Raw genomic sequence first — 14,506 nt, forward strand, 5'->3', positions numbered from 1 at the left:
AGGAGTCCAGCTCCCGCGCTGCCAGTACGGCCAAGACTTGAGCCTCCAGAGTTTGCATGGTATCACCCTTCCTTGTAAAAGAATAAACACCCGGCAGTAGGAGCCGATAGGCTAACCGTGCCGGGTGCTGCTATGCGATAGGTTCGGGGTCATCCCCCTGCTCCGAATCAGTCCGAATGATGGTTGGTCGGCATAACTTCGGGAGAGGTCAGCTTGTCGTAGAACTCAACCAGCTTATCCTTCTCGTCGCTTGCTCGCTGCGCCATGGCCGCGCGCGGATGCTCGTTCAGGACGCCGGCCACCATGTAAGGAATAACATAGCCCCATTCCCACTTCTGGCTCATCGGAATCATATGCTTCTCGATAATGTCGATCAACGGACGAAGGTCGTATTTAGGATTTTTCAAGTAGCTGACGATCAGCTCCGTCGGGCAGTTGCCCGCAGCGCGGCCCATGCCGTATACGGAGGAATCGAGGAACTGCACGCCTTTGTTCGCGCCCACGATCGTGTTGGCGAAGGCAAGCTGCATGTTGTTGTGCATATGGACGCCGAGCTTCTTATTCGGCAGCTGGCGCTGGAATTTCGAGATGAGGTAGTCGATGTCCTTCGGATCCATGCTGCCGTAGGAGTCTACGACATACACAACGTCTACCGGACACTTCGCAATTTCCTCGAACGCTTCGTTCAGGTCATTCTCCATCACGTGGGAGAGCGCCATGATATTGATCGAAGTCTCGTAGCCGTAGCCGTTGAATTTATTCACGAGGTCGATCGCTTTGTCTACATCCTTAATGTAGGTGGCCACGCGGATCAGGTCCAGTTGGCTTTGCTCGCGGGGCAGAATGTCCTTCTCGTCGACGCGGCCGATATCCACTAGAGCGGACAGCTTCGTTTCTTTCTTCTCCGAAATGACTTCCTTTAGGAAATCCTCGTTCAGGAAGCGCCAAGGACCGGCATCGGCGCCTTTAAGCAGCTTGGCGGAGTTTTTGTAGCCGATCTCCATATATTCTACGCCGGCTTCGCTCAGACCGTAATACATGTCCTTCACGAATTGGACGCTAAAGTCCCAATTATTGACTAATCCTCCGTCACGGATGGTACAGTCGAGAATACTGTGATTGTCTCTGGTCATGGTACAATTACTCCTCTCAAAAATGGGGCCGAACGACGCTTCGGTCGGGCATGCAATTGATCCGAAGCGGCCGGCAAGCTTTTCCGGCTTTCGGTACTTTTCGGCTTTTAAGCTTTCAAGCGATAAAGTATCTCTATTACTTTTCTAATATGTCATAACAATTTCCACTTGTCAATGATAACAAATTCCAGAGAGCTAGGCAAACGGAAAAGATACATTTTATAGCCTAAATTCACTTCATTCTGACACGGTATTCCATCGTTCTGCAGCAAGAAAGCCGATTTGCGTACATATCCCGCGGAAAGTTGATTTTTGCCGGAGCCGCTTTAAGTAGACAATGCTTTCGCCCGTTCCGCTTCAACCGGCAATCTTTTTTCTTCGCATGCTAAGAATCGATGAAAATTTCAATCAGACAGCACTATTCACTTGCTTTCAGCAAAAAAATCGCGTTGGCTATTTACAAAAAATACCTATTTTTCGCAAATACGAGCTTCTATAATAAAGTTATGATACAAAAAGTATCAATGCGATGCCAAGGAGGTGAAAGGCTATGGAAAAGAAACGGTACTCCAAGCCGGCAGTGCTTAAGCATGAGGGAATCCAATTTGAGACCGGTTTATCAAGCTGCATCAAAGTCGCCACGGTGGACAATACCCATCCTCCGGAAAAAGTTTGCCTTCGTCCCGACCATACTTGGGGCCCGCTGCCTAAATAGTCGGCTGCCCTAGAAAGGGCTTTAACAATGAAACGGCAAGAAACGAAGACCGTTATCTGGTTCTCTTAAGAATCAGAAGCGGTCTTTTTTTTAGTTGATTAAGAATATAAGTTTTTCGTAACTTATAGCTTCGCATCAACCTTGGTAAACGCGCTGGTCCTTATAAGACAAGGACAGCGTAGCCGTTTATCCTGGTTGCAAAAAAATACCGCCCTCGGATAGTACAAGGGCGGCTTGGCGTCGTTCATCCCGCGGGTTCAGGCTAGGGCGCTTTGATCAGCGTAAAAAGGGAACCGATGACCGGGAGCGGCTTCAAGAACCCGCTAGCGGCGTTCAGAATCCCGATAATCGTCAGAACCAGCACGCCCAGGTTGGCCAGCGGCACGAGCAGGAGCCCGAGCAGCGGGATCAGGCCGAGCACGATATTGGCTGCAATGGCGGCCAGCAGCAGGAGGAGTCCTTGATTGGCGTGGTACATGGCGAATCTGGAATTTTTGGCGGCCAGCAGCGGCAGGAAGAACAGGATGTAGGCCAGCACGGCGGCCCATTTGTTCGCTTGCACATCATCTGCCGTCGCTTTCGGCGGTTCGGCGCCGCTTTGGTTCGGCTCGTCGGCTTCCGGCCGTTCGGGCGGATAAGTGGACATGGGGCAGTACTCCCTTCTTTTTCTTGGAATGGGCGGGCAGGGACATCCTGCCGCTATCATCCTATGCCTCCCCGATCTCCGGTATGTCCCGCCGGAAGCGGAGGAATAGATTTCCTGGTGCCCGGGAAAGCTATAGCCGATCATTGCCAAAATTGATGTGACAAAGGAGGGCGTTTGCGATGAGCGGCGTACCGATTTTTTTTCAATTCGATTCCAGGCGAGCAGCCTTGCTGGCTCTGGATACGATGGAGGAGCTGGGCTACCGGGTAAGCCTGCATCCCGAGACCGAGCGGCCAACGCTCCATATCATGGTTGACCGGAACGACCTTACCTCGGCGCTCGAAATCGCTCAGGCGCATGGCGGAGAGCTGGCCGAAGGAATGGGTGCCGCGGATGAGCATGAGACGTACTCGATGGCTTACGACATGGAGAGCATGATCCCTATACCGGCGCATATCGTTAATGAGGACTGGGCGGACAGCGAGCTGGAACGGTCCGCTTCCGACTACGTGAATAAGTCCAGCGGCGCTTATAACGACGAGACGGGGAAGTTCGACCCTTCGGACGAAGATTACGACCGTTTCGACGCGGGCGTCCATTTATAGCCTAAGCACTGGGCAGCGGTTCACCCGCAAGGGTCGGGCCGCTGTTTCCGTTTGCCGGGGAGCGGGCGGTCCTTGGAGACTGCCTGTGTAACGAACCTGCGTAACGAATCGATTGCCGCTTGAAAGAATGGAGGGAAACCGTCGTGGAATCTTACGAGCACAAGCTGAAGCAGGGCGAGAGAGGGGCCTTGCTCAGTATCGGAGCCTACGTGATCCTGTCCTTGGTCAAAATCGGCACGGGCTACTTCACAAGATCGGAAGCGCTGACCGCCGACGGCATTAACAATACGACCGACATCGCAGTATCGATGGCCGTGCTGATCGGGCTGCGCATGGCGCGCAAGCCGCCGGACTCGGATCATCCGTACGGGCATATGCGCGCCGAGACGATCGCTTCGATGGTGGCTTCCTTCGTGATGGCAGTCGCCGGGCTGCAGGTGGTGCTTCAGGCAGCCCGCAGCTTTTGGGACAGGAGTGACGGCATACCCGATCTTTCCGCCGCTTGGGTGGCGTTGGGCTCTGCAGTCGTCATGGGCTTCGTCTATTGGTATAACCGGCGATTGGCGAAGCGGGTGGGCAGCCAGTCGCTGATGGCGGCGGCTTACGATAACCGGTCGGATGCCCTTGTCAGTTTAGGCGCAGCAGCAGGCATTCTGTGCTCGCGGCTCGGTCTTCCGATTCTCGACCCCGCGGCCGCCTTGGCGGTGGGTATCGTGATTTGCAAGACCGCCTGGGATATCTTCTCGGAGGCGACCCACGCGCTAACCGACGGGTTCGATGACGCGAAGCTGAAGGTGTTCCGTCAGACCGTTACGGACACGCCGGGGGTGAAGCGGATTCGCGATATCCGGGGGAGAGTCCATGGCAGCAGCGTGCTGCTCGATGTGGTCGTCGAGGTGAACGCAGAGCTGTCCGTCGGGCAGAGCCACGGGATCAGCGACGATATCGAGAAACGGATGCTGGACGAGCATCGGATCGAGAAGGTGCATGTCCATATCGAGCCGTACTTGGAGCAGGAGAGGTAGCGGCGACAACGGCTGATGAGAGGTCTCGGATGTCCGGCCGGGACTGTTCTTTTTGTCGTCCCGAAGGGGAGGAATGGGAGCGCTTTACATTTTTTAATGCAGGATTAAGGTTCTTGTAATGTTTAATTCACAGAAGGGGTTTATAATCATTACAAGTTCACAAATTAGACAAAAAAATACTTCGGGAGGAATGATAGATGAAGAACCTCAAAGCCATGTTGCAAGGATTTTTGTTTGCTTTTATCGCGATCGGTACCCTGCCTTATTTCTTGATCCAAAGCTTCCTGGATTTATAAACGGATGATACGGTTGAAGACGGGTTGATGGCCTCCGCATGCTGAAGCGCGGAGGCATATTTGTATGTAATGGGCGTGACCCCGGACCCAAGCGAAAGAGCCTTTCCGCGGAAAGGCTCAGATAGACGAGAAACCCGGATATGCAGAAAAATGCAAAAGGTAGTAGATGGGGTATTCCCCTGTAGGAGCGATAGCGCCCAGAAGTCTAGAGTGAGAGAGCCGCGCTCTTGCCGGCCGTATATCCCGAACTGAAGGCGGCCGTAATATTGTATCCCCCGGTATAACCGTGAACGTCCAACACCTCGCCGCAGAAGTAAAGTCCCTCCATGAGCTTCGACTGCATCGTCTTCGGATCGATCTCCTTCAAGTTCACCCCTCCGCCTGTCACGAAAGCCTCCTCGATCGAGAGCGTCCCGTTCACTTCCAGCGGAAAAGCCTTGATGAGCTTGGCAAGCTCCAGCCATTTTTGCTTGGGAATATGATCGTAGGTGACCGTCTCGTCCAATCCGGATGACTCCAGCAGAATCGAAATGAGCTTTTCCGGCACAAACCCCTTGAGCAAGTTCTTGACCGCCTTCCTGGATTCCGCCTTGGCGAGCTCGAGACTGTCCCTGTACACCTCGTCTGCGCTCCGGGTCGGCATCAAATCGATGGTCAGCAGCACGCTTTTCGCCTCGGAGGCCTGGAGCTGCTTCACGACAAACTGGCTGCAGCGCAGCGCAATCGGGCCGGAAATGCCGAAATGGGTGAAGATCATATCTCCCTCATGCGTGATCGTCTTCTTCCCTTTGGGACTCCAGACGGTCAGAGCCACGCTTCGCAGGGACAGCCCCTGCAGCTCCCGGCTTCGGATGAGAGGCGACTTGGACGTCAGCGGCACCTCGGTCGGGAACAGCTCTGTGATCGTATGTCCCGCTTTCTCCGCCCAGGCATACCCGTCGCCGATCGATCCGGTATGAGGGACGGATTTTCCGCCGCTGGCTACGATCACGCATCGGCCGGACATACGCTTCCCGCTCCTCAGCAGCACGCCCGCCGTACGGCCCCCCTCAAAAAGCACCGTTTCCACCGGGCTGTTCACCTTAATCTCTACGCCAAGCTCCCGCACCTTGTTCACAAGCGCATCCACAACCGTCTTCGCCTTATCCGATACGGGGAACATGCGGCCGTTATCCTCTTCCTTGAGACGGATGCCGAGGTCCTCGAAGAAACGGATAATGTCCTTATTGCCGAAATTCGAGAGCGCGCTGTATAAAAATCTCCCGTTCCCGGGGATATGCTTAATCAGCTCGTCCATTTCTTTGTTATTCGTCACATTGCATCGGCCGCCCCCCGAAATGCCGAGCTTTCTTCCCAGCTTATCGCCTTTATCGACAAGCAGCACTTTGGCACCATGCGCGCTGGCGGCAATGCTCGCCATCAGTCCTGCGGAGCCTCCGCCGACAACGATTACATCATATTTCATTCCTGATCCTCCCGCTTACCCGGACATGGGATGGCCCCATGGTTTTCGAGTCTATTGTAACCTTTTTCGCGAAGAAAGTCATAAGACAGCGTGCGACAGCAATTCTGAAAAATAGTTGCGATTCGCCCGCTCACTCCGACATTCTTTTTGGAGCGGATCATCTATACTAATTTCGTTGTCCCGGGCCGGGGCGAATTCTGGAAAATAAAGGAGAATGAAGAACGTATGCACGGGCTTATCACTTCCTACAAACTCAGTTTGAACGAAATGGAGGCTAGAATGAACCTGTTAGCAGAGAGGAATAGGGGCCTTCTGCAGAAATCGCAGGAGCATGCGGAAATGGTTCAACAAACGAGGGAAGCCGTTCACGAGAGCAAACGTCACATGATGGAACTAGGGCGGAAGCTTAATCATATCCGGATGCTCCAGCGGTACGGTCTCTAACCGGAGCGTTCCGACAAGAAATAAGGCTCCGAGCCGCCTCGGAGCCTTGTTTCCGTATAGATTAGGATGCCGTTTCCACCTGCGGTTGGGTCTTGCGCACAAGCACCCTGGAAATCCGCAGATCGTCCGTTTCTTCAATAATGAAATCGTATAAGTCCATGAAGGAGGCCAACTGGCCTTTCTTGGCCGGAATCTCGACCTGGGAATATATCCAGCCGCCGATCGTATCGTAATCCTGGCTTGGAATGTCGAGGCCGAACTGGTCGTTTACATCCTCGATCAGCACCTTGCCGTCGATGGAATAAGTCCATTCGTCCTTCTTCTCGATGCTCGGGCGTTCCTCGGTATCGAATTCGTCCTGAATTTCGCCGACGATTTCCTCGATGATGTCTTCGAGCGTGACCAGTCCGGAAGTACCGCCGTACTCGTCGATCAGCAGCGCCATCTGCACCTTCTTCTTCTGCATGAGCTTCAGCAGATTGCTGATAGGCATCGAATCGGGCACCTTCGTGATCGATCGGACAATGCTGCGGATATCCGGAGATTCGGATTTGGCTTTCAGCAGGTCCTTTATATGAACGAAGCCGATAATATTGTCTTTGTCAGGGTCGCAGACCGGATAACGCGTGCGCATTTCCTTCAGCGCCAGGTCCATGTTCTCCTCGAACGACAGGTTCGCGTACAAGCAGCCCATCTCCGTCCGGGGGATCATAATCTCCCTTGCGTTCGTCTCCGTAAATTCGAATATATTGTCAAAAAGCGTGAGCTCTGTGTTGTCGATGTACCCGCTTTTGTGGCTTTCCTGAACCAGCACGCGAATTTCGTCCTCCGTATGGGCCGATTCGTGCTCGTTCGCAGGCTCGATGCCTACGCGCCGGAGCATCCAGTTGGACAATCCGTTCAGCAGCCAGATGAAAGGAAACATGAGCTTGTAGAACACAAGCACCGGTGCGGCCGACCATAGCGTGATGGCCTCCGACTGCCGGATGGCATACGTCTTCGGGAACTGCTCCCCGAGCGTAATGTGGAATACCGTGATAACCGAGAACGCGATGATGAAGGAAATCGTATGAATCGCGACATCGTTCAAGCTGAACCAGCTTTTCAAGACCGGCATCAGCAGGGCCGAAACCGTCGGTTCGCCCACCCACCCGAGTCCGAGGGAAGCGAGCGTAATACCTAGCTGGCAGGCTGACAAATAAGCATTCAGGTTATTGGAAATTTTCTGCGCGAATCTTGCTTTTATGTTGCCGCTCTGGGCCAACGTATCGATCCGGGTGTTGCGTACCTTCACCATGGCGAACTCCGCCGATACGAAGAAGCCGTTCAACAGCACTAAAACCACAATCAAAACCACGTTAAACAATAAGGGTAACGGGTCACTACTCAATCATTCCCTATCCGCCGCGTCAGCGGCGATAGGTACACCTCCTTGGATGTTCAAATTCGGAAACAGCGCATGCTGTCCGTGCCATGATGTATATTTACCGAGAGAGAACATGTATTTTTATGATGATATACTTGCTATACATTATATCGTATATCGGAGAGGGCGCTCAATACGAGGGGGAACCTCTGAGCGGGACTCATGGGGGGCCAGAACCTCATTAAACGGGAAAATCGAGCTAATTTGTTACGACATGGAGCATATACGGCCTTTTTGGCTTTACTTTGACGCGGCGTGAAGCTTTATACTGAAAAAACGGTTTTGCTGAAGCAAAACCCCAAGATTGACGTGAAACCCGGATATGCAGAAAAAATGCAAAAGGGTAGTAGGTGGGGTATCCCTTGCAGGAGCGATAGCGTCCGCCTTTGTTATCGGAAAATGACCGCTGTATAGCGTATAAATTGAAATTTTTACGGGTAACAACAGCGGCCGGAAGGGGATACCCCACCGGAGTACCAAGGCAGATTTCTCTATTTCATGGGCTTCTCAATAGCCTGCGGTTTGCTAAAGCAAAACCTAAGATAATGCTTACGAAGCAGCTTTGCTACGCAAAGCTTGGAGGAGGGACCCCCCATAAAAATCAGCGAGCTATCGGCCCGGCTGGAGGTGCGCGATTATCTCGAGATGCAGCGTTCCGCCATGTTCGTCCGATGGATGGAGCTTCGGGAGACGCTGCTGCTGCTTGACGAGATGATCGCGCGGACTGCGGAGCAGCCGGCATCGGCCTCCCGCCGCTGGGTCGAGCTGGCGGACCGGTCGAGAGGTTTGAGCTCGCTTCGCGAAGCCTGGGTCGACCGCTGGAACTTCGATGCGCTGTCCGAACGGTGGGACCAGCCGGAGGGCGGCCGGACCATGCATCTGCCGTCCGCAGCCGAGCATGAGCGCGTGTTGGAGGCCGCCGCGGCGCGGTTGTCGCCGCAGCCCGGGGAAGCCGGGCTGGATGCCGGTACGGGTGACGGGGCATTCGCCGCGAAGCTCGCCCGTCCGGGCGTAGCGATGACGGGGATGGACCAGTCCCGGTCGATGCTTCGGCGCTGCCGCGAGCGCGTGCCGGGTATCGAGACCCGGTACGGGAATTTATTAGCCGTTCCTTGTCTGGACGGACGGTTTGATTTTATCGCTACCAGCTTTGCGCTTCATCATTTGACACCGGAGCAGCAGCCATTAGCCTTGGCCGAGCTGACCCGGGTGCTGAAGAGCCGCGGCCGGATCGCTCTTGTCGATTGGATGGACGGCGAAGGGACGGCCGAGGGCGAAGGGTACGCCACACGTAACGAGCCTGGCGAAGCTTTCCCCTCCGCGGAGGGGCTTTCGGCCTGGTTTCGCGCACAAGGCTTTGCCGCCGATTCGGAGCGGCTGACGGCAAGCGGCATCCATTTGGTACTTGCTTTCCGTTGATCCGCTGACGCATATCGATTGCTGTAAAATATTCCACGGCTTCCAACAACTTTACAGCGGCCTCATCCATTCCTCTAGCCATACTATCCATGGAATAGTTTCCATTGGCGAGAGGGGGAGGAAGAGCCTGAGGAAAGAAGCCTGGTTTGGTTTGGCGGGAGCCGGTTTGATCGGGATAGCGGTACTGCTCGGCATCGCAAAGTCGGGCGATCTGCAGCAGGCGGGGGGAGAGCCGTCCGCCGTCCTGCGGGAGGAGACGCTTCGAGAGCCGCAGGAAGGAAGCGGCTTGTATGCGCCGGGGGTGCTCAGCACGGCGGAGATGACGCAGGCCTACGGAGCGAAGCCGTATGATCGGGATATCGGCGTTCCGCGGGACGGGGGCGGGAAGACCGCCTATCTGACGTTTGACGACGGACCTTCCGCCAATACGGAAAAGATCCTGAACATACTGGAGAATGAGCATATCCACGGGACCTTTTTTGTTATCGGAAGAACAAGACCGGAATACCGGGGGATGTACCGGAGAATCGCCGCTGCCGGCCATGCTCTCGGGAATCACACCTTCAGCCACGACTACCGCCGGATTTACTCCTCCGTCCGGGCTTTCCGCGAGGATACGGAGGCTCTGGGACGATTCTTGCTCAAGGAAACGGGGGTAAAGCCGGATATTTTGCGGTTTCCGGGGGGCTCGAACAATGTGCCGAGCCGCAAAGCCGGCGGGCCTCGCATCATGTCTCAGATTACCCGCGAAATGTCGGGTCTTGGGTACCGGTATTTTGACTGGAACGTAAGCTCTACGGACGCGGCCGCCGCCGTTCCCCGGAAGTCCGATATCGTTGATGCGGTTCGGGCGAACAGCAGCGGGAAAAAGAACGCCATCGTGCTCATGCACGATCTGGACGGGAAAACGACGACCGTTGAGGCGCTGCCGGAGATCATCCGCTATTTCAAGCAGCAGGGCTACGCGTTTGCGACACTGAACCACTCGTCTTTTACCTTCCAGTTTTTGAAGCCGGGAGGTTGACTGAGCTTAGCTGCGGTAAAGCATACTAATAACAGCGAAAGGGGATGAGTTCCATGACAGTGCAAAAGAATGCGTCGAAAGAACAGGAGCTGCAAGCGGCTCAAAACAAAACGAAAACCGATGCGGACAGCGGGGTTCAGGATAAAAGGCTGAACGGGCCGAATCGTCCCTCGACTTAACAAGGACGGGAGATGCTGCGATGAGCGAGGATATACGGAACGATACCTATGACAAGGTTAGCACGGATATCGAATACAACCGCAATAACGATCCGGAGCTGGACCCTTTTGAAATCGAGTTTCGCCCGGAATTCCGTCAGGGCCGCGGGCCGAAGGAAGCCTTCGTCAATGAGCACGGCGTCCTGATCGGGGATCACATCTACGAATCGGACAATTCGCCTCTGAACCGTTGGAGCAAAGACACCGACCCGTCCGTCATGTCGGGAGACGAGTGGGTTCATCCTTATAAGGATGTGGGCTTCCAGACGTCGGAGAACCGCGATTTGTTTGAGCAGGCGATCCCTCCTAAGGGACATCCGTTTCAGCATCCCGATAAGGACGTAGCTTACAAAAGCTTCCGCGGGACTGAAACCGAGCAGGACGAAGAGGAACGCAAGGAATAAGGGGCTTCAAAAATTTTTAGGCGATGTCGCTTTGCTTTCACCCCTGGTCGATGTATAATAAACATAAATAAGTAGGTAACTTTATGTTGATAAGGAGTGAAGGCGAACATGACGTTTTCGTTTGATTCATATATGAAAGATATGGTGCAGCCGATGCGCGACGAATTGACGCGTATTGGGGTAGAAGAGCTTCGTACGCCCGAAGAGGTCGCCCAGGCGCTGGACAGCCAAGAGGGAACCACGTTAATCGTCGTGAACTCCGTTTGCGGCTGTGCCGCCGGCCAATGCCGTCCCGGCGTGGCCAAGGCGCTCCAGAACGCCGTGAAGCCGGACCGGCTCCTCACCGTGTTTGCGGGGCAGGACAAAGAAGCTACGGCCAAAGCGCGCGAATATTTCGCTCCGTACCCGCCTTCTTCTCCGTCCATCGCGTTGATGAAGAACGGCGAGTTGGTTCACTTCATTCAGCGTCACCAGATCGAAGACCGTTCGGCCGAAATGATCGCGAACGACCTGATCGGCGCTTTCGAGCAATACTGCAAATAAAGTCCGTTAAACTCCCGCCGGTGTGGCGGGAGTTTTTGTTTTTCCTTGCAGCCGCAGGTTTGGTATACTGGTAGAAAAATGAAGCGGCCGCGAGGCCTGACTTCTAACTTAAGATGGGAGCGTTGCGCTATGAGCCTGCAGCAGGAAATCATCGCTAAACTGGGCGTGAAGCCGGAGATTGATGTGGATGCGGAGATCCGCAAACGTGTGGACTTTTTAAAGGAATATGTGCTGAAAGCCGGAGTGGACGGACTGCTGATCGCCATCAGCGGCGGGATCGACAGCGCGGTGGCAACGGGCCTGTGCAAGAAAGCGACCGACGAACTGACGGAAGAGAAGGGACGCGAGTACAAAACCGTCGGCGTGTTCCAGCCCTATGGCGAGCAGGTCGATATCTCGGACAGCTATGCGGTGGCGGAGGCATTTCAGCTGAAATACCGGGTGGAGACGAACATTGAGGAGGCGGTGAACGAAATTGCCCTGGAAGCGGAATACGGGCTGAAGTCCATCGGCATCCATCGTCATCTCAGCCGCGGCGGCAAGGGCAACGTGAAAGCGAGAACGCGGATGGTGGTGCAGTATGCGCTGGCGTTTGAGCTCAATCTGCTTGTCGTCGGCACCGACCACGCTTCGGAGGCGATTACCGGCTTCTTCACCAAGTATGGCGACGGCGCCGTGGATATCACTCCGCTCAGCTCGTTGAACAAACGCCAGGTGCGCCAGCTGGCCAGCACGCTCGGCGTGCCGCAAAGCGTGCTCGACAAGGCGCCGACCGCAGGATTGTGGGAGGGCCAAACCGACGAGAACGAGCTCGGCATTACGTATGGCGACAACAGCGATTACCTGGAAGGCAAGCAAATTTCCGCTGAAGCCCAGGAGAAGCTGGAGAAGCAGTACCTGAAGACGGAGCACAAGCGGGCTTCGATTCCAGGGATATAAGAAGCAACCGCTGCGGTAGTGATTTGAGCACCGCATAGATGGCCGCCGGCACTACGCGCGCCTCTGTCCGCTGGGACGGAGCTTGCCGCGGGCGCCGGCGGCTTTTTGGCGATTGTGCCGGGGAGGGGCGGGCTTGCGGGGAGTTAGTGAACAACGGTTCACTAGTAAGGAACCTGGGGGCGCTATTTGCGGACTGAACGGGAGATGTGGGACTTTAGTGAACCTTAGGGTCATTTTGGCGCCCACAGATTCACTTGTATCGAACCTGGATTCATTACAGCCGATAAGTATGGTTATTGGCGGTTGATAGTGAACTTGGCTTCATTACAAGTGAACCTAAGTTCACTCAGATAACGAGAAGCCCGGATATGCATTACAAGTGAACATAAGTTCACTCAGATTGATAAGAAGCCCAGAAATGCAGTAAGTAGTAGGTGGGGTATCCTATGTAGAGCGATAGCGGAGCAATAAGTGCGGCAGAAGAGCGGCTCGTTCCCTTGATCTTACCGGCCGGATAAGCTACCATGGTCCCATAGACCAAGGGAACGTCACTGAACTACAGAAAGGACAAGGATCCGCCATGATCATCGGTATCGGCACCGATTTATTGGATATCGCCCGGGTTCAAGCGATATTGGGGCAAGCCGCCGGCGAGCGCTTCCTGCAGCGGGTGCTGACGCCCGGGGAGCGGGAGCTGGCGTTATCGCGCAAGGGGAGGCTGGCCGAATATACGGCCGGGCGGTTCGCAGCGAAAGAAGCGGTCGTGAAGGCGCTTGGCTGCGGAATCGGCAAAGAGGTCTCGTTCCAGGATATCGAGGTACTGCCGGACGCCAAAGGCAAGCCCATCGTAAGTATTGCCCCCGAGGCGCTGTGCCGCTTGTCGCTTCAGCCCCATACGTTTGCCGTCCATCTCAGCATCACGCACAGCGGGACGAGCGCGATGGCATATGCCATAGTGGAGTCAACCGAGGCGCAATAAGAAACCGCCCTGCCCACCTAGCGAATCAAGCTGGGGAACAGGACGGTTTCTTTAACGCTACAGAAAGTATAAGTTCGCTAAAGCATTAAAGCGGACTGCGACTTTCTGTACCATGAAAAACTACTTGCTTACGAAGCGGGTTTGCTGAGCAAACCGAAGGTCTGGCTACTTTGAAAGACTCCGATAAGGAGTTTTTCTTACTTCTTGCTTGCAAGCCAGGCAGCCAGCGCGTCGACATCCTCGGGCTTCAGCTTCGTGCCGAAGCCCGGCATGCCGTTGCCGCCGCTTGTAATCTGTTTGGCGATCTGGTCCTTGCTCATCCGTTCCCCGACCTTCTGAAGGTTGGTGGCCGGACCGACACGGCCTTCCAGCCCGCCGCCGTGGCAGGAAATGCAGCTCTGCTTATAAATCGCCTGCACCTGCTCCGATGCTCCGGCCATCGCATCGGCAGGGGCGGCCGTTCCCGCCTTGCCGCCGCCGAACGGCTCGGGGCTCTTGGCAGCGCCGCCGCAGGCCGAGAGCGACATCAGGGCGGCTAGACCGAGAAGCAGGGTCAAGCTTCTTCGTGTGCGTGTCATGTCCTCATCTCTCCCCTATATCCTAGAATGATCAGGCAAGCCGCTCCGATCAGACTGAGGCCGCCGAAGCCGTCCAGTACGATGGTGGCATAGCCCAAATACCAATACCCTACCGTTGCGGTCAGCATCAGCATCCATAGGCCCAGCAGCAGGAGCGGCCTGCACAGGCGGGCGCCGGCGATGATGTAACCCAGCGCGAGCGCGATGCCCTTCAGCAAGGGCAGCACATGCCAGTCCAGCATCTGCACATAGAGCAGCACAGCGAGCAGGGCGGCCGCGCCCAGGAAGGGAGCCCCTGCACGGGACGAGAGCGGAGCAGCTTCCGGCCTTGGCCGGCGGCGGGAACGGGTTGCTTCAAACGCCAGTGCCGCGACGGATAGCGCAATCGCCGCAGCCAGCGTAAGCGGCTGGTAGCCCTCGACCTCCCGCCACTGGCCCCAGAAGCCGAGCACGGACGAAGCAAGCCACTGCCCGCCCCAAATGAACAGGAACGGGACATAAGGCCGGGCGGAAGCCCAAGCTTCCCCAAGGCTGCCGGAGCCCAGCCGGCCGGTCTTCATGTCGTGTTCCGACCTTTGCCTTTCCATCATTGCTTCACCTCTTCAAAAAGCGCCGTACTTCTTGCAACTCTTTCGTAGAGTACACTT

Annotated in this window: 17 protein-coding genes; 11 read left to right on the forward strand and 6 right to left on the reverse strand. The window is 55.4% G+C overall.

What is annotated here, in order from left to right:
- Nucleotides 1–167: 167 nt before the first annotated feature.
- Complete coding sequence (locus tag O9H85_RS17100; protein ID WP_269882625.1) at nucleotides 168–1,133, reverse strand: aldolase catalytic domain-containing protein; 966 nt, start codon at nucleotides 1,131–1,133, stop codon at nucleotides 168–170.
- Between the two features lie 550 nt (nucleotides 1,134–1,683).
- Between O9H85_RS17100 and O9H85_RS17105 the strand changes: the two genes are divergently transcribed.
- Nucleotides 1,684–1,848: a hypothetical protein gene (locus tag O9H85_RS17105; protein ID WP_269882626.1), complete on the forward strand. Its 165-nt coding sequence runs from the start codon at nucleotides 1,684–1,686 to the stop codon at nucleotides 1,846–1,848.
- A 262-nt stretch (nucleotides 1,849–2,110) separates the two neighbouring features.
- Here O9H85_RS17105 and O9H85_RS17110 read toward each other — a convergent pair whose 3' ends face one another.
- Entirely contained in the window at nucleotides 2,111–2,494 is a 384-nt protein-coding gene (locus O9H85_RS17110) for a hypothetical protein (RefSeq protein ID WP_269882627.1), read from the reverse strand.
- A gap of 179 nt (nucleotides 2,495–2,673) precedes the next feature.
- Between O9H85_RS17110 and O9H85_RS17115 the strand changes: the two genes are divergently transcribed.
- Both O9H85_RS17115 and O9H85_RS17120 read left to right on the forward strand, forming a co-directional pair.
- Nucleotides 2,674–3,099, forward strand: coding sequence for a hypothetical protein (locus tag O9H85_RS17115; RefSeq protein ID WP_269882628.1), 426 nt, complete (start codon nucleotides 2,674–2,676; stop codon nucleotides 3,097–3,099).
- Between the two features lie 143 nt (nucleotides 3,100–3,242).
- Complete coding sequence (locus O9H85_RS17120; RefSeq protein ID WP_269882629.1) at nucleotides 3,243–4,124, forward strand: cation diffusion facilitator family transporter; 882 nt, start codon at nucleotides 3,243–3,245, stop codon at nucleotides 4,122–4,124.
- Nucleotides 4,125–4,625: 501 nt separating this feature from the next.
- Here O9H85_RS17120 and O9H85_RS17125 read toward each other — a convergent pair.
- The gene (locus O9H85_RS17125; protein WP_269882630.1) at nucleotides 4,626–5,885 is read right to left on the reverse strand and encodes a BaiN/RdsA family NAD(P)/FAD-dependent oxidoreductase; all 1,260 of its coding nucleotides are present in this window, start codon (nucleotides 5,883–5,885) and stop codon (nucleotides 4,626–4,628) included.
- 279 nt (nucleotides 5,886–6,164) lie between these two features.
- Here O9H85_RS17125 and O9H85_RS17130 point away from each other — a divergent pair, with 279 nt between their 5' ends.
- A complete protein-coding gene (locus tag O9H85_RS17130; RefSeq protein WP_269882631.1) occupies nucleotides 6,165–6,329 on the forward strand; it encodes a hypothetical protein in 165 nt (54 codons plus the stop codon).
- 61 nt (nucleotides 6,330–6,390) lie between these two features.
- On the opposite strand, the gene O9H85_RS17135 is transcribed toward O9H85_RS17130, so the two are convergent.
- Nucleotides 6,391–7,719 (reverse strand): hemolysin family protein, encoded by a 1,329-nt coding sequence (locus tag O9H85_RS17135; protein WP_269882632.1) that lies wholly within the window; start codon nucleotides 7,717–7,719, stop codon nucleotides 6,391–6,393.
- A gap of 612 nt (nucleotides 7,720–8,331) precedes the next feature.
- Between O9H85_RS17135 and O9H85_RS17140 the strand changes: the two genes are divergently transcribed.
- The 7 genes from O9H85_RS17140 to acpS all read left to right on the forward strand — a co-directional run bounded on the left by O9H85_RS17140 (nucleotide 8,332) and on the right by acpS (nucleotide 13,281).
- Entirely contained in the window at nucleotides 8,332–9,174 is an 843-nt protein-coding gene (locus O9H85_RS17140) for a class I SAM-dependent methyltransferase (protein WP_269882633.1), read from the forward strand.
- A 166-nt stretch (nucleotides 9,175–9,340) separates the two neighbouring features.
- Nucleotides 9,341–10,198: a polysaccharide deacetylase family protein gene (locus tag O9H85_RS17145; protein WP_269882634.1), complete on the forward strand. Its 858-nt coding sequence runs from the start codon at nucleotides 9,341–9,343 to the stop codon at nucleotides 10,196–10,198.
- Nucleotides 10,199–10,251: 53 nt separating this feature from the next.
- Nucleotides 10,252–10,377, forward strand: a complete 126-nt coding sequence (locus tag O9H85_RS17150; RefSeq protein WP_269882635.1) for a hypothetical protein — start codon at nucleotides 10,252–10,254, stop codon at nucleotides 10,375–10,377.
- A 20-nt stretch (nucleotides 10,378–10,397) separates the two neighbouring features.
- Nucleotides 10,398–10,820: a DUF3905 domain-containing protein gene (locus tag O9H85_RS17155; RefSeq protein ID WP_269882637.1), complete on the forward strand. Its 423-nt coding sequence runs from the start codon at nucleotides 10,398–10,400 to the stop codon at nucleotides 10,818–10,820.
- A 108-nt stretch (nucleotides 10,821–10,928) separates the two neighbouring features.
- Nucleotides 10,929–11,363 carry a BrxA/BrxB family bacilliredoxin gene (locus O9H85_RS17160; protein ID WP_269882638.1) on the forward strand — a complete coding sequence of 145 codons (435 nt, stop codon included), beginning with the start codon at nucleotides 10,929–10,931 and terminating at the stop codon, nucleotides 11,361–11,363.
- A gap of 129 nt (nucleotides 11,364–11,492) precedes the next feature.
- Nucleotides 11,493–12,302: an ammonia-dependent NAD(+) synthetase gene (nadE, locus tag O9H85_RS17165; protein WP_269882639.1), complete on the forward strand. Its 810-nt coding sequence runs from the start codon at nucleotides 11,493–11,495 to the stop codon at nucleotides 12,300–12,302.
- A 580-nt stretch (nucleotides 12,303–12,882) separates the two neighbouring features.
- Nucleotides 12,883–13,281, forward strand: a complete 399-nt coding sequence (gene acpS, locus O9H85_RS17170; protein ID WP_269882640.1) for a holo-ACP synthase — start codon at nucleotides 12,883–12,885, stop codon at nucleotides 13,279–13,281.
- A gap of 197 nt (nucleotides 13,282–13,478) precedes the next feature.
- On the opposite strand, the gene O9H85_RS17175 is transcribed toward acpS, so the two are convergent.
- Entirely contained in the window at nucleotides 13,479–13,859 is a 381-nt protein-coding gene (locus O9H85_RS17175; RefSeq protein ID WP_269882641.1) for a c-type cytochrome, read from the reverse strand.
- A complete protein-coding gene (locus O9H85_RS17180; RefSeq protein WP_269882643.1) occupies nucleotides 13,856–14,449 on the reverse strand; it encodes a hypothetical protein in 594 nt (197 codons plus the stop codon). The genes O9H85_RS17175 and O9H85_RS17180 overlap by 4 nt, the downstream gene beginning before the upstream one ends.
- Nucleotides 14,450–14,506: the final 57 nt, after the last annotated feature.

Origin of the sequence: Paenibacillus gyeongsangnamensis (assembly GCF_027533625.1) — a bacterium.
Lineage (GTDB): Bacteria > Bacillota > Bacilli > Paenibacillales > NBRC-103111 > Paenibacillus_G > Paenibacillus_G gyeongsangnamensis.